This window comes from Bradyrhizobium hereditatis (assembly GCF_020329435.1).
GTDB lineage: Bacteria > Pseudomonadota > Alphaproteobacteria > Rhizobiales > Xanthobacteraceae > Bradyrhizobium > Bradyrhizobium hereditatis.
This window is the reverse complement of sequence record NZ_JAGKJK010000006.1, coordinates 402716-421080: the sequence shown is the minus strand read 5'-3', so window position 1 is coordinate 421080 and position 18365 is coordinate 402716. Positions and strand designations below refer to the sequence as shown.

Annotated in this window: 14 protein-coding genes; 4 read left to right on the top strand and 10 right to left on the bottom strand. The window is 59.3% G+C overall.

The annotated features are described in order from the left end of the window. Positions 1–188: 188 nt before the first annotated feature. The gene (locus J6524_RS17130; protein WP_312002403.1) at positions 189–1085 is read right to left on the bottom strand and encodes a Ulp1 family isopeptidase; all 897 of its coding nucleotides are present in this window, start codon (positions 1083–1085) and stop codon (positions 189–191) included. Between the two features lie 322 nt (positions 1086–1407). Here J6524_RS17130 and J6524_RS17125 point away from each other — a divergent pair, with 322 nt between their 5' ends. Next, on the top strand, positions 1408–1962 hold the full coding sequence (locus J6524_RS17125) for a hypothetical protein (RefSeq protein WP_225672530.1): 555 nt from the start codon (positions 1408–1410) through the stop codon (positions 1960–1962). Between the two features lie 30 nt (positions 1963–1992). Here the strand turns inward: J6524_RS17125 and J6524_RS17120 are convergent, their stop codons facing one another. The 4 genes from J6524_RS17120 to J6524_RS17105 all read right to left on the bottom strand — a co-directional run bounded on the left by J6524_RS17120 (position 1993) and on the right by J6524_RS17105 (position 8185). Then, positions 1993–3276 carry an NAD(P)/FAD-dependent oxidoreductase gene (locus J6524_RS17120; RefSeq protein ID WP_225672528.1) on the bottom strand — a complete coding sequence of 428 codons (1284 nt, stop codon included), beginning with the start codon at positions 3274–3276 and terminating at the stop codon, positions 1993–1995. Between the two features lie 170 nt (positions 3277–3446). Continuing rightward, positions 3447–4586, bottom strand: a complete 1140-nt coding sequence (locus J6524_RS17115; protein ID WP_225672526.1) for an MFS transporter — start codon at positions 4584–4586, stop codon at positions 3447–3449. A gap of 152 nt (positions 4587–4738) precedes the next feature. After that, positions 4739–5650, bottom strand: coding sequence for an AAA family ATPase (locus tag J6524_RS17110; protein WP_225672524.1), 912 nt, complete (start codon positions 5648–5650; stop codon positions 4739–4741). A gap of 531 nt (positions 5651–6181) precedes the next feature. Then, positions 6182–8185 (bottom strand): ATP-binding protein, encoded by a 2004-nt coding sequence (locus J6524_RS17105; RefSeq protein ID WP_225672522.1) that lies wholly within the window; start codon positions 8183–8185, stop codon positions 6182–6184. A gap of 948 nt (positions 8186–9133) precedes the next feature. Here J6524_RS17105 and J6524_RS17100 point away from each other — a divergent pair. The 3 genes from J6524_RS17100 (at position 9134) to J6524_RS17090 (ending at position 11214) form a co-directional block, all read left to right on the top strand. After that, a complete protein-coding gene (locus J6524_RS17100) occupies positions 9134–10327 on the top strand; it encodes a hypothetical protein (RefSeq protein ID WP_225672520.1) in 1194 nt (397 codons plus the stop codon). A 205-nt stretch (positions 10328–10532) separates the two neighbouring features. Then, complete coding sequence (locus J6524_RS17095; RefSeq protein WP_225672518.1) at positions 10533–10850, top strand: hypothetical protein; 318 nt, start codon at positions 10533–10535, stop codon at positions 10848–10850. A 196-nt stretch (positions 10851–11046) separates the two neighbouring features. Continuing rightward, positions 11047–11214 (top strand): hypothetical protein, encoded by a 168-nt coding sequence (locus J6524_RS17090; RefSeq protein ID WP_225672516.1) that lies wholly within the window; start codon positions 11047–11049, stop codon positions 11212–11214. Positions 11215–11226: 12 nt separating this feature from the next. On the opposite strand, the gene J6524_RS17085 is transcribed toward J6524_RS17090, so the two are convergent. From J6524_RS17085 to J6524_RS17065, 5 genes are all read right to left on the bottom strand, one after another. Further along, positions 11227–12972, bottom strand: coding sequence for a hypothetical protein (locus J6524_RS17085; RefSeq protein WP_225672514.1), 1746 nt, complete (start codon positions 12970–12972; stop codon positions 11227–11229). Between the two features lie 1201 nt (positions 12973–14173). Further along, the gene (locus J6524_RS17080) at positions 14174–14443 is read right to left on the bottom strand and encodes a hypothetical protein (protein WP_225672513.1); all 270 of its coding nucleotides are present in this window, start codon (positions 14441–14443) and stop codon (positions 14174–14176) included. A 153-nt stretch (positions 14444–14596) separates the two neighbouring features. Next, a complete protein-coding gene (locus J6524_RS17075) occupies positions 14597–16099 on the bottom strand; it encodes an Nramp family divalent metal transporter (RefSeq protein WP_225672511.1) in 1503 nt (500 codons plus the stop codon). Between the two features lie 216 nt (positions 16100–16315). Next, positions 16316–16495: a hypothetical protein gene (locus J6524_RS17070; RefSeq protein ID WP_225672509.1), complete on the bottom strand. Its 180-nt coding sequence runs from the start codon at positions 16493–16495 to the stop codon at positions 16316–16318. A gap of 685 nt (positions 16496–17180) precedes the next feature. After that, positions 17181–18356, bottom strand: a complete 1176-nt coding sequence (locus J6524_RS17065) for a Gfo/Idh/MocA family protein (protein WP_225672507.1) — start codon at positions 18354–18356, stop codon at positions 17181–17183. Positions 18357–18365 lie beyond the last annotated feature (9 nt).

Here is an 18365-nt window from a genome sequence, read left to right as displayed (position 1 = left end):
GCGAGCCGCTTTGCTAGCTGCGGCAGTTGCGAACCCTCTTCACGACCCTTCTTCACGGCGTCGGCCGATTACGGGTCTTCCTGGATTCAGCTGACTTCGTGCGCTTGCTCGCGGCGACCGGCGCCCGGTCCTGAAAGGCCGCCGAAAATCCTGCAGGTCGCCACGCCTACCGAACGGGCGCATCCCCATTAGCCCCTAAGCCGGTCCCGGAGTGCCTGCCGATTGGTGACGAGGTTGTCGAGGTGCAGCGGCTCGTGCTGTGGCCGCTCTCCTTGCGCCAATCGTCGAACCAGCTCCCGCGTGCCATCCACCACGAACACGCCGCAATCATAGCGGTTCTGCTGCGGGGCCATGCCGGCTCGCTGCAGAGTGACGCCCAGCCGTTCTGCCAGTTGTTCTGCAGGCCCGTTATTGTGCCCCTCGGCGGAGTCGTAATGATAGGCGACCGGCTCTCCTCGTGTGCGGCGATCAACGAGCAGCAGCGACCAATGGGTGCCGCGGCGCTTAGGATCGGTCGCACTGGCATTGTTCACTGGCAGGAATAGGAAGTCGGCTACATCATTACCATTCCGATCATAGACGATGCGCTGCAATGCGCGGAGCGCGTCGCTCTCGGCGCCCCAGCTCAACTGAAAGGCTATGAGGGGATCCACAAACCGCGTTCGAGCGGCGAGATTCGGATCATCCACTTGCAACTCCTGCGCCAGGAGCTCGTAATCCCTCTGAATATGCTCGTCGCCCAGCCATTGCACGGCGCCGAGCGCCCGTCCGTTGCGGTCGTGGGACGAGGCTGCCGGACCCAACGCCCCGATCTGGGCACCGGAGGGTGTCCGCGGGAACACCGACAGATAGTTCGCGTGATCACGCAGCTCCTCCGGTGTGGACGGCAAATCAAGGCCGCCGTAGACGTGTGACGGAGCCGCTGGCGCAGCTTCACTAGCAGCTCGAGGGTGATGGATGAGCTGAACGTCATTGGTCCCTCCCGACCCAAAGACGGCCGTGTAGCGCTCACCGCGAATGTCGTAGCACTTCGCCGGCTGCGCCGCGTCCGGCAAGAGGCCCCAGCGGCCCAGCTTCGAGAGCATTGTGTCCGGGGCGGGTTGGGTGCCGTGGAAAAAGTCCTCGGGCTTCCACGCGCCGGGCTGTGGCGGGTGCGCTTCAACAGTGACTGGGCCGGCTATAGCAGCGCATTCCGAGGGATGGCCAGCTACGACGCCTGGTCGACCCCGCAGGCGCGAGACGGCATGCCTTGCGAGGCCGGCTTCGGGCTCGGCCCTTACACGTGCCTCATCCTTTCGCAGGATTAGTTCAGCCATGAAGAGCGCTCATTTCAGTCTGTGACGAGTTGAAGTGGCCGCGTGAGCTGGACGAGTATTTGGCGCAGCGAAAGACTCTGCTAAACACGAGATGAGTCACGCGATTTTGGACGGCATGCATCGAATGTATCTTGAGCCAAGCAACCCAGACTCGCTGGCTTTCCATGAGGCATTTGCCGACATCTTGGCTCTCTTGCAACACTTCACCATGCCGGAGGCCGTGACCAGATCGGAAGGTTGCGTGGGGATCTTTCGCAGCGGTCGCTGCTCAGCAATCGCGCACTCCAGTTCGGGCAGCGATGGGCAATTATGGGCCGCCTCCCGTGAGAGGTCATTTCTTCGCCAGGGTGCACTCGCTCTGGCCGAGCGGCAGGAACACCTGATCGCCAGAAACGGAGGCCAGAACATTATGGTAGCTCCACGCAACTTCGATTCGGAGGGGCCTTCTGATCCGCACGAGCAACTTATATCTTCGACCATTCGTTTGTCCTCGCGCACCCTGCCCGTCCCGGCAAAGAAGTCGCTGACGGGCAATTCGCGCACCTTGGCGACGGCCTTGCCTTCATCGTTCGCAACCTGCACGGCCTTGGAGGTGCATCACGGCCGGATAGACGCCGGCCTGCAGAAACGTCGGCATCACCTTTAGCACCTGGGAGAAGCGATTGAGTTCTGCGAATCAGCGCTGGGCTTCGGTCAAATGAACGAGCTGCGATCCGGCGCGATAGAGCGCCTCCCGCGCCGTACGAAAGCGCGGCGCCTCGATCGCAGCGACCGGAAGCGGAAGGTCCTGCTCTGCGACATGCCCCAGCACATAGGATGCGAGCACAGCGCCAAATACCGTACCCGGCGCAATGCCGCGGCCATTGTATCCGCTGAGCGCGACCACATTGCGGTCGAGCTTGTGAAAGCGCGGCAAGTTGTCCGATGTCATGCCGATCATGCCGAACCAGCCGGCCTCGAATTCGATATGGGCGAGTTGCGGAAACAGTTTGCGCAATGAGCGGATCGCCCACGCGCGGTGGATCGCCGCGCCGCTGCCCTCGAGCGCCCCGACGCTGCCATACACGAGACGACCGGCACGGTCGAAGCGGAAGGAGCTGAGCACCTGCTTCGTATCCCAGGCGCCCTGCCGCTCAGGAAGGATCGATGCGCGCAGATTGTCGGACAACGGTTGAGTCGCGAAGTTGAAGTATGGTAGATGAATCTGCTCCTGCCGAAGCTGCGACCACGGTCCGCGCGCATAGGCATCGGTGGCTACGATCACCCAATTTGCTCGCACCGATCCCGAGGTCGTACTGACTGTCCAGCGCGCACCGTCGTCGGCGGCGGAAGCAGCCGGGCTCCCTGTGAATACCGTCGCCCCCGCCGCAAGCGCCGCGCTCGCCAGTCCGCGAACATAGGCGAGCGGTTGAATGGTGCCGGCGCGCTTGTCCAACAATGCGCACGTGTAGTCGCCGCCACCGATCTTGCGGCGTGTCTCGGCCGCGTCGAGCACCTCGACCGGCGCGCCACGCCGCTGCCATTGCTCGGCCCGCGCCTCGATCTGTTCGCGGCCCTTGTGTCCGACGGCACAATGCAGCGTGCCCGTGCGCTCTACCTCACACGCAATGCCGTGGTTCTCGATCAGGTCGAACACCATCTGTGGCCCGTTACCGAGCAGCTCGATCAGGCGCTCGCCAAAAGGTTGGCCGAGCGTGCCAGCGAGCGTGTCCGGCATCACCCACATCCCGGCATTCACTAGGCCGACATTGCGTCCCGAACCGCCGAATCCGATCTCGGACGCTTCCAGCACGGCGACGCGCGCGCCGCCCTCGGCGAGATGAAGCGCCGACGATAGGCCAGTATATCCGCCTCCGATGACGAGGACATCGACGTCCAACTTGTCGGCCAAGGTCACGGTCTGCGGCGCGGCCGGCGCGGTCAGCTCCCATAATCCATGCGATGTCGGATCGCCCTGCATCAAAGCTCCCTTAGGCCCAACCGGCGAACCGCGTCGGCAACGCGCCGACAGGCCTCCTCGAGTTCGGCACGGAAAGTGGCGTAGGAAATCCGGAACTACGGCGCAACTCCGAATGCCGAGCCCGGTACTACGGCGACGCAGACCCTGCTGTGCGAACCATCGCCTCCTCCTCACGGTGTTTCCATCGTCACGCTGCGCGCCGACAACGTGACTAGACCCATAAGTGCCGCCAATATCGCAAATGCGCTCGGCAATCCAGCGAGCTTGGCGAGGAAGCCAATGCCAGCGGGTCCAAGGAGGACGCCAGCATAGCCAGCCGTGTTGATCGCACCAATCGCAAGGCTGGCGGGCATCGCTTTCTGCGTGCCAGCCCGGCGGAACAGGACCGGCACCAGGTTCGACGCCCCGAGGCCGATGAGCAGCAAGCCCGCCACGGCGAAGGCTGCGCTCACGGCGGTCAGCAGGACCGCGAAACCCGCGACCGCCAGTAGACTGCCAAACACCAGCGTGGCGCGGTCGCCGACGCGCGCCACGACGGCATCGCCACGGAGACGCCCGACCGTCATGGCAATAGAGAACAACATGTAGCCGAGACCACCCTGCGCTTCCGGAACGAGACCTCTGTCCACGAGCAGCAAAGCACTCCAATCGAGCATCGCGCCTTCCACGAGACAAGTGATTGCCGCAAGCATTGCGAGCAGCAGCACCGTGTTGTGTGGCATGACCCACAAGGGCACCTGCTGGGCCCGCGCGGTTCGGAGCAATCGCGGGCAGGCCAGCAGCATAGCTATCACCATGACGGCCGAGCAGATCAAAGTTGATGCGAAGGGGCCAGCGCCGACCGAGAGCAAAGCGGTCATCCCCCCAGACCCGGCAACGCCGCCAATGCTGAATTGTGCATGAAAGCCGGACATCAGCGGCCGCTTCGCTGCACGTTCCACTTCGACCGCATGGATATTCACGGCCAGATCGAAAGAGCCCAGCAAGGCGCCGAAGGCAAACAGCGCAGCCCCAAGCGCCAGAGGTGTACCGGCAAGCGCGAGGCACGGCAGGATGAGCGCAAGGCCGAACCCGCCAATCAGGATGATCGGCCTACTGCCGTAGCGCGCGCTCAACACACCGGTCACGATCATCGCGACGACGGAGCCGACTCCGAGGCAGAGCAGAAAAAAGCCGAGGACTCCCTCATCGACCGCCATCCGGTCTTTCGCGAACGGCACCAGCGGCGCCCAGCCCGCGATGCCAAAACCGGCGACGAAAAATGCAAGGCGCGTCGCGAGCCGGGCGGCCGGGCGATCCACGGACATCATCGGGGAAATCCGGAGGAAGATTTGCGCGAGCGCAGCGCGCAGGTGCGCTGCACTTCACGCAAACTATGAACATCGCAACGCCTGATGGCGCGTTGCCGCAAAGAGCGCGATCGGGTCGCCTTTACTGCCATTTCAAACTCTGTCTGCCGTGATCAATCTGTAATGTAGAACCGCTGGGTAAGTCGACCTACCAAAACTGAGAGGAGCCCTTCGATCGACTGGCCGCAGAAGGGACAATCTTTGCGCATATGGGGAATCCCGCGCGCGATCCATTCTTGGTCGCCTCCCATGCCATGCGCGGCCAAGTGCTCGCGAACGCGCCTATCCGCTTCACGCGACACTGACTCGAGGGTCTGGTTCAGAATTCTCGAGAGGTGCGTCGGCAGCGGAGGCATCTCGATCATCTCGCCTCCTGGGCGAGAACGCAGGCTTTCGATCTCACGCAGGCCCTCTACCTCGCCGCGCTTGAGTTCGATTTTCCTGTCAATGTCAGGGGCAGGCTTCAGCGCCACGAAATCTTCCAGTTGGTCCTGCCGGACATGCGCGGTGATGGTTTGCCGAAGTCTCCTTAGGGTGGCATTTGCCGCGTCGATCGCGGCATCAGCCTCGTCGTATGCCCTTCGGTACGCGATGCCTTCGTCCCCGAGCATCAGCTTGCACAAGTTGCGCCGCTGTTCCGTACCGATCGCGTCCCCGAAGTACACGTTATCTGCGACGTACTGAGCATCGAAGAGGTGGATGCGCTGCCCATGGCTAGACCACGCGCCATTCGCAAAGCGCGCCTCGCCGCCCGCGAGCTTCATGATTATTACAGGGGACTTCTCTTGGCCGAGCGTCTTGCGCCCCAGAACATGAGCGGGGTCGTTGAGCCTCATCGATCGCAGGATAGAGCAGAACGTCGTCTTACCCCGACCATTCTCGCCAAATATGAGGGTGTACTTTTTAAAAGTCACGTCGCCCTGGGCCTTGTAGGCCCTAAAGCGCCCGACAGCTCCGATATGGTCGATCTTAATGATAGGCGCGAAACGCCCCTCCTCGGACCCGATATAACGGATTCCAGGCATCGCGACGCGGGTAAAACACGGAAGTCGGCTGATACCAGTGTAAAAGGGGTCGCCCAAAAGCCGTCAGACCGGAGAAATTGTTGTGCTTGTGAGGTGCGCTTGAGCGGCGACCAAATCGGTGCCATGCCGGAATATCGGCGCGGGTTCGCTAGCCAGGAGCCCCGTAGGGCCAACTGCTCGGCTTGGTGGGCGCACCAGAGCTCGAACCTGGGACCCGCTGATTAAGAGGCGCATGAATTGCTACAAAATCAACGGCCATTCCTACAAATGTACTGTTAAACCTCCATTGAACCTGCAATTGGATTTCCTCTTGTCGGAATGGGGCGACACGAAATCTAGGCGGACAGGGAGCTTGAAGCGGCGAAGGTTTGAGGCCCAAAGGATCGAGCCAGTCGGCCAGGCACTTCGTTCAAGAATCGATCTGCCCATCGCGATGCCGCACGATCTTGAACTGGGTCCATCGTCAGCATGGTGAAGGCTTCGCAAACATCCTTGGTGTCGCGCCAGATCCCCGCGATCAATGTATCGCGGCTAGATGCCCAGCTTGTGAAAAAATATCTTATTGCGCATATCTGCGTCTTGATGAATTTTCGTCCAGCTCAAGACTTCAATATACAGCTTTATGTTTCCGTACCATTTGAAGTACCCGAGCTGATCTGGCATAGGTGTGAAATCCTTTTCGCGCTCGAGCCAGTCAACGATCTTCCGCGACAGATCGCACACGACATAACCATAAAATGGCGTGTTGTTCGTGACCAATATGTCGCGACCCTTCGGCGTTTTGTACTTGCCGTCCCTGATTTCATTGACGTACCGAACGATCTGCTGGACCGGATCTTCATCCGATGACGGATTAGCAAAATCGTGTCTCTGAGGCTTCTTGAACTCAAAAATCGTGATCGGATTACTCGCGACGTTATCGCCTCGAAAAGCGATACGCTTGCCGAATATGGTGACATCTGTCCGATCGCTGCGCGGTCCGTCCAGTGGCCTGTCAGACGACACGTAACCAGTAAAATTCAAGCGCTCGTCCAGTATCCAAAGGTTATGCTGTTCGTAGTCGATGCTTTCGGTATCCTTGCGGCGCGGCATGATAATGTCATGCACGTCACCTTCCGATCGATGCTTTCCTTCCTCATCGGTCTCCAATGATTTTTCAAACAGATCGAGGACGCATTTCCGCATGGATACGTAGTGTATCAGGTCATTCTTGCTGGTCTGGGATATACTGTCGACTACTTCAGCAACCCGATCGCGCAACGTCTCGGGATCGTCACTGGACAGGATCTCGCGTACCTGCGCACGAGTTTGCATCTCAAGCTTGAACTTCGCCGTCTGCAAGTGCATCTCGATCTCCTGCGACGACGGCCTCATAGGAAGTGTGGTGAAATCCGCCTCTTGACTTAGCGCGCGATGCCAAGGCGCTTCCGTATCGATGTATTCCTTTATGCGTGCGTTCTTCCGTTCCTTGCGCTGCGTAATCTCGTCCCCTATCGCCGCTTGCGCAATAAGCGCCGCACCTTGCTCGACCTGAGACTGGGAGATGCCATATATTAGGTCGTTATCTCTTTGGAAATTAAAGGCGCCGCGCTCGAGCGAAACATTGTTATCCAGGTAATCGCCGAATACGTATGCCTTGATGATGTAATTCCTATCCCTCTCCCCCTCGCTGTCGAGCGCAGCCTTGTCATAGAATTCCTCGGCGAACTCCGGAATGTAGGTTTGAATGGTGACCTCGGCAACCTCACGACGATGCGCAACGAGACTTATCTTGCTCTTATTTGCTCTCGGCGAGTAAAATTTAAAAACTCGGACATGAAACGCTTCTTGTTCGTCCTGGCACTGAAGGATCAACGCTCGATTTGGAGGTTCCAACTCGACGATCTGTCGGTTTGTCTGTGACAGGTAGTCATTGAGTACGACGCTGGAGCCAGAAGATCCGTCCTCTACTACGATCCGAGGGCATTCCGAATTTGGGTCGATGAAGTAAGGCAGGAGCTTCTCGACTAAAACTCGCGCGATGATCTCCAACCCTTTATCGGGAAACTTGACGCTCCTCACCCCCGAGATCGTGATGGTCGCCCCCGTTTCCGTGGCCTCCGACGGCGTCACCTTCTCGTCGATGATGATGTGCTTGCCTCTTCCCATCGCAAAGGTGCGGCGCTTGCGCTTTGGACCTTCGCTAAAGATGCTGTCGACAGTGAACTCGTCAAAGTACTTCAGGCAACTGAATCGGCCGAAACCCTTGCCCCCGTCCGCCGCCTTCATGTCCGTATAGAGGGTGTCAAAGGAGTCGCGGTGATCTTGGTTGAAGCCGATTCCGTTGTCTCGAACGATGAAGCCATCCACGGCGCTCGTCTTGTCGATGAGGTCGACCTGCTTGCTGCGGAGAATGGTCACCGTTATCAGGCCGCCAGTAACCTTCACCGTTCTGATCGCTTGGATAGCGTTGACAATCAGCTCGACCACCGGCGTATAGACTGTAGTGCCCGAGCGAATATTCTCGACCGCTCTTTTAATGTTGATGTTGCTCAAGCCGCCCCCACGAATATTCCACGCGTTCCAGCCCAGGATCGCTCTTTATCATCAAGCCGATGAGGAACCACTTATGCGAGCGCTGAGTGTCCCCATTCTAGCGGTGCGCGTGCGACCGGCACAGCGACGGTGGGGGATTCGGGCGAGCGTAACCTCAACCCAGATGCTCCTCAGACGGTCGTCGCCGTGCTATGGGCGGCTTTCCTCCTGGTTGACGCGCCTCGCCAAACACGCACTGCTTAGGCAGGATCCGCCATGAATTCCTACACTATCGCCGCCCAACACGGATCGCGTGATGCGCGACCGTGACATAAGGCGAAGAGATCGTAAGGCAACCGAAGGTCAAGTGCTTGATTTTATTAAATTATTTTATGCACATCGACGCTTGCGAAAAGGGTCGCCTGGGACTGTAGTTTTATTATAAATAGCGGAGCGTGACAGGGGCAGCTTCAATACATGAACACCGTCGAATCGATCCTACTTACGGAGGGACCCTGCCTCTCCTCCGATCTGGCGCGCAAACTCGTTACCCGTGGGATGTCGGCAGATGTCGCGCGCCAGCGTATCGCTCGTGCAGGTGCGAATGTCCGGCGGTTGAAGGGCCTGGGTTTTTCCTCGGAACGCCCGCTTCCTGTATCACACAAAGCATGAGGGCACGGAGCACTACTGGACGGCGCTTGCACGCGATATCCGCGAGGCGAGTCCCGCCTATGGACCAGCTCTCGCAGCATTGCAGGATCGCGATGGTGTTGTGCCGCTAGAGCACTTCGCAATCATCAGTGGTTCGCCGGTTCGCCAACAGGGGCAGATATCGAGCGAGACGGTTCTGCAACGCCTCGAGGCGGTTCATCTCGTTGAGCGCACCGACGTGCAGGGCGTCGGCCCCGTCGTCGCGCTTCGCGCCGACGGACGCCTGGGGTATCCCAATTCCGACGGCTCCGTGCTCGGATGCTGGTCGAAAAAATGCTGCTCCTCGCCCTGCGCGATTGGGCAAGGCGCCTGGGGCTTGCTAGCTATGGCAAGATCGAAATTCGCGGCGACGGCGAGCGTTTACCAAAGTTCGGCAACTTTCACTGGGACCTGTGCGGTCCCTCTTACATGGTTCCTATTGCTCGCCGGCAGAAGGACGGTCGGCCCAGGCCGGGGTTCCTCGTTGCAGATGTGATCACAGGCGCTGCCGTCACGGAGCAGGCGGTCGCCGCGTTCGTACGCAAATTCACGCTCTCCGCCTATCTGAAAAATCTACCAGCATTCCTGCCTGTCCTCATGGCCGACGGCTATACGCAAGAGGCGTTCAATCTGGGAAGGTCGCACGGGCTGATGCTCGCCACTCCGAAGAACCTTTTCGGTCGGGATGTGGCGGTTGGTCTCGCGATGTTACTCGAGACGATGAGCAAGGCCGCCGCCATCGCCGTCGCGCGGCCTGAAGTGATCGGTGAGCTGTTCGACAAGCTTGGCAGCATCGAGGGAGCAGATCGCAATCTGCGTGGATCACTCTTCGAACTCGTTGTCGGACACGTCGTCCAGGCGCGGTTCGGTGGATCGATCGACATCAATCATCTTGTCAGGTACGACACCTTCCGGGCAGAGATTGATGTTCGCCGCGTCGTCTCCGGTGAAGTCTGGATCTACGAGTGCAAGGGGTATCAACCGGATCATCTGATCGATGCTCCAGAGGTAGAGGAATGGCTCAGTCGCCAAGTCCCGGGTCTCTACAAGGCGACAAAAGGGGAGGAACGGTTCAACTCGTCGCAAGTGCATTTCGAGTTCTGGACCAGCGGCGGCTTCACGGATGCAGCAATCGCTACCCTTGAGGCTGCGCAAGCCGCGACCAAGCGCTACGCCATAGGCTGGAAATCCGGCAAAGAGGTCCGCGCTGAGCTCGCTCGCCTCTCCTCGTCGGGAATAACCGCCATGTTTGACCAGCACTTCCTCAAGCATCCGATCGCGGTGTTCGATCGCAAGTATGATGGCACAGGCACGGTTGCCGGCCTCAATCCTGACCTATCCGTTCCCACCGATCCGATCGAACCCTTTGTCCCGGCACTTCCCCCACCGCCCTCGACACAACAGGATCGCGCGCAGGCCCGGTCCCTGACATTATACGAGCGCCGACCGCCCGAGGCGGAGGCGGCGGAGTAACCGAACTTCGCACTCAAGGACGGTCGGCGAAACCTCCGCACTTATGCCGGCGATGAGGTCGCCGCAATATGCGCCGTCCAGATGCGCTGTCGTTCAGCCATCCCAAACCGGTCGCCAGCCGGACATGCCGCCCGCTCGCTTCCGCAAACCCAAGCGAACCTGAATCGCAACGCCCCGCGCGAGTGCACGCCGATTCGAGATCGCCATGCAGCCTTCTGATCCAGAACAAAAAATGCGCATGGATATCCTCCACCGCGACGCGGAACGGAAAATCCTGGAGAAGCTACGTACCCACAACTGGTCGGCAGTCATCGAGCGGGAGTTCCCGGATGGCCTCCTCATTGCCGCCGAGCGCGGCGGTCATCGCCACACCATCGCGCTGATCTACAGCTCCGACACCGAGAACAGCGTCTACAATCTCTCGCGGCCGAGTTTGACCATATCTTGTTCAACGGCCAGCCTTACCATTTCGGACAGTTCAGTCGAGACCGTCTGCCTGCGGCTTCGCCAAGCGACACGATAATCGAAAAGTCTGGAATAGGACGTGCTACAGCGACCGTTCGAGGCTTCTAGCCCCCGCCCGCGCGCCCCCCAGACCGGAAGTTATTGGAAGATAACGCTTAATTAAGATTGGCCCCATCCAGGCCTTGTTTGACCGCGCGCAATATGTACATTGTATCGTAAAATTCCACGGTTTCCCGGGGAAGCTGAGTCGACTGATGGCCAACATTTCCAAAAAGTACTCGGAACAGACTCGCAAGGCGAAGAAAGCCGCAGCGATAGTCGTCAGAAAGTCGTCGACAGACCCCGAGGAGAAGCGCATTTTTGCGACCTTCACCAAGCGCGCTCAGCAAGACTTCAGGCCCGCAGCGAAGAAGCGAGCCTAAAGATCGATTCGTCTATTTGGATTTAGCCACTCCGGTCGTGATCCAATCAGGCCGATTTTGTGCTCCGACACTGACGGCACCGTGCGCATCGTAGACCCACCGATGGGTCGATCCATCGTCTGACCGACCATCCAGCGTCCGTTCGGTTTTTCCTTGCGCGACTAGCTCCAGAACGAGAGCGTCGGAATCTCTCGGAAGCTCAAGCTTCTTCGCCCCGTTCACGTCGTCTTTCCAAAGCGCTATGGCGCTGGCTTGCGGATGATCCCCAAGTTCGTTTTGACGCGCTATCAGGCCGAACGAAGTGAGTGTCAGAACCGACGTTCCCGGATCTTCAGCCAGGACCGTTGCGTATCTCGCCGGCCACCTGTTCTCCAATTGTGGTCCGTCCATCAGGAGCGCGATAAGCAGGTTGGGCCCGACGCCCCGGACGACCGCTTGGCACGGATCGACGCGCGCCAAGTCCTCACAAATCAAAGTCGTCAAGGTACTGTTTCCTCTGAACACCAGGACGTCCAGACTCCGGCTGAGAATGGACAGATGCTCCCACCAGCTCTTTTTGGGATCTAGCCCAAGATCGTAAGCTTCGATCTGCGAAGAATTAAGCTTCCAGCGATGGTGCTTTTCCCGCACCAGGATGATCTTTTCCCAGTCCGTCATGTTGGCGGTCCGACGACTTTCCAACAGGAAGAACGGGGCGATAGAGACGAAATTTCCTCTGCGGCCGGAACGATCGTGCGTTATTCCCGCAATGAGAAATTCGATCATTTCGTCTTTGGCGAGAGCTCGAGCGAGGTCCACGAACTGCGTGAAATTGAGCGCAAGCTCGGGAAGCACCACCGCGTCGACGCGCTTGCCTTTCGACCTCGCCTCGCGCACCAAGTGCAAGACATATTCGACGAACGCCTTTCGCTTCGTTCTGTCTCGATTGTCCGGCAGCCAACTGGACCGCACACCGAACCATCCCCATGTCTCCTTTGCGTGCGCAGCGACCTTCTCGAAGACGTCGTCAGCGATCCGGAACGGGTACGGCAAGAGCAGAAGTCCCAACTTTTTGGGCCTTTGGCCGGCTCGTTCAGGAAATACCGGTTGGACCCAACGAGCACGAACCTGTCCTCGCGGAGGAAGCAGCGCGAGGTGATGCGAAAGCGACCTCAGGGTGCATCCGACAGTGGGAGTCCTTGATTTAGGTTGGACACACACAAGATCATCGACGGCAGTCGATAGTGAAAATGACGCTCGTTGAAGCGTGTAAAAGTCGTCCTCGGTCTCCTCCAATATATATGCGGAACGCATCGGTAAAGCGAACGGATGATCCGAATCGAATCCGATATCCCGGGACGCCTCGTCCGCAATCATCATCAGCTCGAGACAAGGCATCCACCAGTCAGGAGCGTCCGATTTCTCCAGTAGCGGCTCATAGACGATTCGATCGCGAAATTTCCTGAGACGACGCCACTTCGCTATGACACCGCTTGGCGCGGCGGGAAGCGTCCGACCGGCCGGCGTCGGCGCGCGGAGCCATTCCTTCCCAAGCTTGGCGGCGCGATTTCGCATCGCCGCATCCACGATCAGGCTGCGAAAATCGGAGTCTCGCATAGGGACATACGGCGCGATGTGATGGGATGCGCCCGAGCGCTCCAGCAGGTGAGCTGAGAACGCAAAGACGTCGGCGGGCAACCGGGGCGGTTGTACGAACGGGTCTTGGTCGGCGGGAAATTCGGGAAACAACGAACGAAATACGTCTTCTAATGTTGCCATCACTGCTACGGGAAATTTCTGTTCTCTGCTCGCAGGGATTTTGGATCAGTCCGGCTCGTAGGTCGACCGAATAAAGCGCGAGCCCTCCCCTATCTTGTGGAAGCGGCCCTTTCCCTGCCGGCTGAAATCACACTGAGCCGCTCATAAAGTTCGCGCGATCCTAACGGGCCATCATGGCGAAAACTCACGGCAGCGCCTGCGCGAAGGTGCTTGAAGTCGACTGCTCGGGCGAGAGCGCCAGGTTATCGCAACAGCCGCTGTCCTTCCGCGTGTAGGACGTGTGGAATGACGCTTTAACAGCTACCTGTAAGTTGTTGATTTTGCTATGATTTGGCGCACCATGGCTCGAACCTGGGACCCGCTGTTAAGAGTCAGCAGTTGTCCGTGAGGACGGGCGTTCCATAACCGCACCTTGCGCGAATAAACGCTTGGCAACTTACCGACGCAAACTCGCGGTCTGCCAAACGAGATCCCTCAGCCTTCCCTGAACATCGGCCCGGCTGACCTACAGCGGTTCAGTTGAGCCTGCTTACGCTGGTTGTCGCTGGATTTTCTTTGATCTCTCGGTGCACACGTCGTGCACACACCGCCTTCTAACTAATTGAAAAAAAAGAACTCTCGGTCCAATCCATCATCGGCGCGACGGAGAAGTGATAATGCTGCGATTTCAATTGGTTACCGTAATGTCTTCAACATTTGCCCGTTATACTATTTCGGCGAAAATAGTATAGTCGCCGGGCGCGCGTGATCGCCAAAGCCGTCCGCAACGGCGGCAATATCCTCCACAGAGAACTCCTAGCCATATAAATCCAACCCCTCAGAAAATGTCGCTGGGCGCATCGCCGTTAGCGAGGAATCTGGGATCACTCGCCGCACTTGACGTCATTATGGAGGAACGGCAATCGAATGAGCGGTGTCGATTAGCAGCGAAACGGATTTCGACACCCCGATCGGACTTCTTCTCAATCTGGCCTATTAGCGCGCAAGCAAATGCGCAAGGATTCTGGAACTACAATCCTATTGTTGCTGGATACTGCCAATTCCAAGCGAGATTCCCTGGCGTGCGCGCCGTAAATGCGCATCGAGTCTTCTCGGCTGCACGTTTGCCTATGAACACCTAAGGAGGGCCTACCGCAGTAGGAATGAACCGGACTTTTGAGGCCGGCTAGCCCCCGCGCCAACATTGAAGCTTCGGCCATGCTCACGTGCCGAACCTCGCGAGCCAGCTACGGCCGGTGGCGCGCGAGATTTCATCGGCGGTTGAAGGCAAATTAGGACACGCTCCGACGCGACCGTCATGGGGCGCGAGCCAAGCTTGGCGCTCATGGCCCGCGTGCACTACCGACCAGAAATCAAGAGCGGGGATCTGATAGGCGACGTCGATGCCGCCAATAGCGTTCGCGCCCATAAAGAAACGCCAGCAGCCAAAGAAGGCTTCCCATGAAAAGCCAGAGCAGCCCGGTGACGGCATCCTGACTGAACTCCAGCTTCTCGAAAGCCGGCCACATCCACCAGACGCCCCGGATCAGGAGCGCGAGCCATACGAGCATCAACATGTGCCAAAGGACGACTCTCACCATCGCCTGATCGCGAACCGCAAGTACCGGCCTCTCCCGTCGCACCGTCAGGCTGCAAACCGCTTCATGATGTCAGCCCATGAGTGGTACGCCCAATAGCCGACGGACAGAAGGCCGGTGACGAAGCTGAACCAGAGGATAATGGCGTTCAGCGTACTGACCCTAAACTCCGGCGGCAGACGACGGTTATTGATCATCATGATCTGCAGCGAACCGATCGAGCGGTAGACCACTGCCGCCACAGCCACCATTAGCCACATGAAGAACGGCTGTTGCTGTAGGATCAGATAGAAGCCTGCCAAGACCGCGACGGTTACTACGATGAAATACCACACGCGGTAAGGAATCTTGTCTTCTAGATCGGTGGTCACGGCGATGGCATCGGTCGTGGTGCGGCCGACGAAGGTGTCATAAAACGGGAACTGGGCATCATAAAGCGTGACCATGATCACGATCAGCATTAGTGCTCCAGCGGCCGGCCCGAGAACGCCCTGTGCCACGATCGCCATCTGCAGCGGCACCTCCACGCCGGTCGGCACCTTGCCGGTACTCAGGAACTCGTTGTGGAGGTACGCATAGCCGGCGACGGAATAGAGGTAGGTCATGATCAAGCCGCCGATGATCGCCCACCATACGACAAGGCTCAAGCCGCCCAGCCGGACCCAGTGCTTCATCTTGGCGACTTCCCGCGGATCGTTGCTGTTCCAGCGTATCTCTTCGGCAGTAATCCGCTCGGGCGGCCGCAGGAAGCCCGTGACCTGGCCCGCGTAGCGGCCCATACCCCATCCTGCCGCGACTACCCAAAAGCTGACCCACATCAGGCTGCCGCCGGGCTGATTGTAGAGCGCAACAATATCGAGCGGCGTAACACTCTTCGTCCATTCCGGCGAAAAGAATAGCAGCCCCAAATAGGCCTGCAGAATCGTAATGTAGTCGCTGGGTTTGGCGGCAATGACAGTGATCGCCAGGACCAAGGCGATATTCAGAAACATGATGACCTTGAAGAACCACTCGAGAAACGCGTAAGTGCGGTTAGAAAAGTAGAAGACGACGAGAACCAGCACGAGGGCCAGCACGGCCCAGATGTACTGCGGCGGCAACGCTTGGCCAAAAAGGGTCCAGCCCTGAGGCGTGGAAATGCCGGTGAACCTTTGCGCAGCGACGACCGCGCCTCCCATCCACGCTGGCCATGCCCACGTCAGCACCGCGGCGATCGCCCAAAACCACGGCCAGAAGCCACGTGGCGCGAGCTCGTTGGTGCCGGCGAAGAACGACCGACCAGTGCAGCAGCTATATTTGATGCACTCATATACCAGCGCCGTCTCGACGATGACGGAGATCACCAACAACCAATGCCAACCTAGCGCCCCGCGTGCGGCCACGTTGGGCAGCAGGTAAGCCTCACCCCCACCGATCGAGATGCCGAAGTTGATGGCTTGAGGTCCTACTGCGGCAATGATGCCGCCAATAGTCAAAGGCAGCGGGTCTGGAACATTCTGAAGGGCGCGCGGATCGCTGGTCGCACCGCTGGCTGCTGCAACTTCGGCCATGCTCGCCCCCTCAGGTCATCGTCGAACGGGTCGGCACACGTCCAAATCTTAGGGAGCGTGCTCCCCAGAAAGGCAGGTGTCAAGGCAGGCGCAATGGTATTGCCTATTGCCCCTTGCATCGGTTGTTTGCGCCTCACGCTGTTCATCAATTTCTAAGCAACCCAGACTAGCCGCGTAATTCTGATGTCCAGCCGCCACTGGGCGTACGTTGCGGCGTCATTTCGCAACACGCGCTTCCTCCTTCCTGCTCACGTGCCAGATCACGACGTGGTAATGTGGCACGTCCACTCCGGGGTGACCCGGGTTGAAGTAGAGGCTGACGTGGTCGAGCGCTGCGCCAGCGAACCCCGGCGCCTCCAATAGCTTGCGATCGTCGATGTCTGTTGTCGGAACCATATACAGGGCCACCGACTGCGGGCGGCCCATTCAGAAATGCGAAAATCAGGCGCGCTCCGTTCCGCGCCCCAGGAGCTCGGCAACGCAATCAGAAATGCCGATTTGCTTTTAGTGTCGCGTTGCCCCGGCTGGGCGAGTTCCTGTGCAAAGAGCTCGTGTTTGGGGTTGGAGTCAGCATCAGCCTCGCAGAGCTGGCGAGCGGCCGCGAGCTGGCTACAAAGCTGTGGCTTCACCGGTCGCCGGCATCTTATGGATGCCGGCGGCGGCTCACGGGGATTGGCTATTGCTGCTTGTCAGCACTGCCCGATCTCCGCGCAACAGTGTTTGAGCTACCACGGTCGTCGAAATTGCGCGATCCTTCATTGAGGAGGCGAGCGTGATGGACCGCGTTCAGGAGCGCAGCCGACGTGCTGGCGTGCGCGCCCGAAGAGAGCTTCGATGATACGGCGCAGCACCGGCTGGGACGAGCATCGTGCTGGCGCGAAAAACTGGGTGATGAGCCGCTGAGGGCATCCTATCGATCCAATATCGAAAACAACCCCATGCAAAGTAGGATCGCGGTTTATAGCCGATGAGCGCAAGGCCCACGGATCCGTTAGGCCTGCTTAGAACGTTGTCGGCCAGAGCTTGGTCGAAGCCCGCTCTATGAGCCGCCTTCGGCGCGCAAAGTTAATCCGTTGGCCATTTACGCGACGCGAACCCAGGCGCCATTGCTCGAGGATGAGTTCACCGCGGCTTCGATGAACTTCACGCCGGCGAGGCCATCCTCGACTGTCGGGAAGACCACCGCCGGATCCGGCGCCTTGCCGGCCTGTGCCGCGCGGATGGCGCGCGCAGCCTCAGCGTAGATTGTTGCGAAACTCTCAAGGTAACCCTCGGGGTGCCCCGATGGCACCCGGGTGACACGTCCCGCCTCGACCAAGGCGCCGGCACCGCCGCGGGTCAAAAGTTGCTTGGGCTGCCCGTAAGGTGTGAACCAGAGATAGTTCGGATTTTCCTGTGCCCATTCGAGGCCGCCCTTGGTCCCATAGACGCGCAGCTTTAGGCCGTTCTCATTGCCGACCGCGACCTGGCTCGCCCAAATCATACCTCTGGCACCTCCCTTCCACTTGAGGAGGACCTGGACGTCGTCATCGAGACGCCGGCCGTCGACGAAGGTCGAGAGCTGGGCGAGCAGTTCGTCAAGCTCAAGTCCAGTGACGAAGCAGGCGAGATTGTAGGCGTGGGTGCCGATGTCGCCGATGCACCCGCCGACGCCGGATCGAGCCGGGTCCGTGCGCCACGCGGCCTGCTTATGGCCGCTTGCTTCTAATGGCTCCGTCAGCCAATCCTGCAGATATTCGGCCTGCACCAGCCGGATCTCGCCGAGATCGCCGTTCGCGACCATGGCGCGAGCCTGTCGGACCATGGGATAGCCCGTGTAGTTGTGGGTCACGACGAAGACCTTGCCCGTCTTCCTGACCAGATTCACCAATTCCTCCGCCTCAGCGACGGTCATCGTCAGCGGTTTGTCACAGATGATGTGAATGCCGGCTTCAAGGAAGACCCTGGCGACCGGGCTGTGTATGTGGGTCGGGGTCACGATCGAGACCACCTCGATGCCATCCGGGCGCGCGGCTTCCGCCTTCGCCATCTCTTCGAACGAGCTATAGGCTCGGTCGTTGGCGATACCGAGCTCCTTCGCCGATGTCTTGGCTCGGACCGGATCCGATGCCAAAGCGCCTGCTGTCAGCTCAAACTGGTCGTCGATATGCGCAGCAGTGCGGTGGACGGCGCCGATAAAAGCTCCCTGGCCGCCGCCGACCATGCCTAGCCGGATACGGCCATGACCACCGGCCTCGCTGGTTGCCTGAATAACCATTTCTTCTTC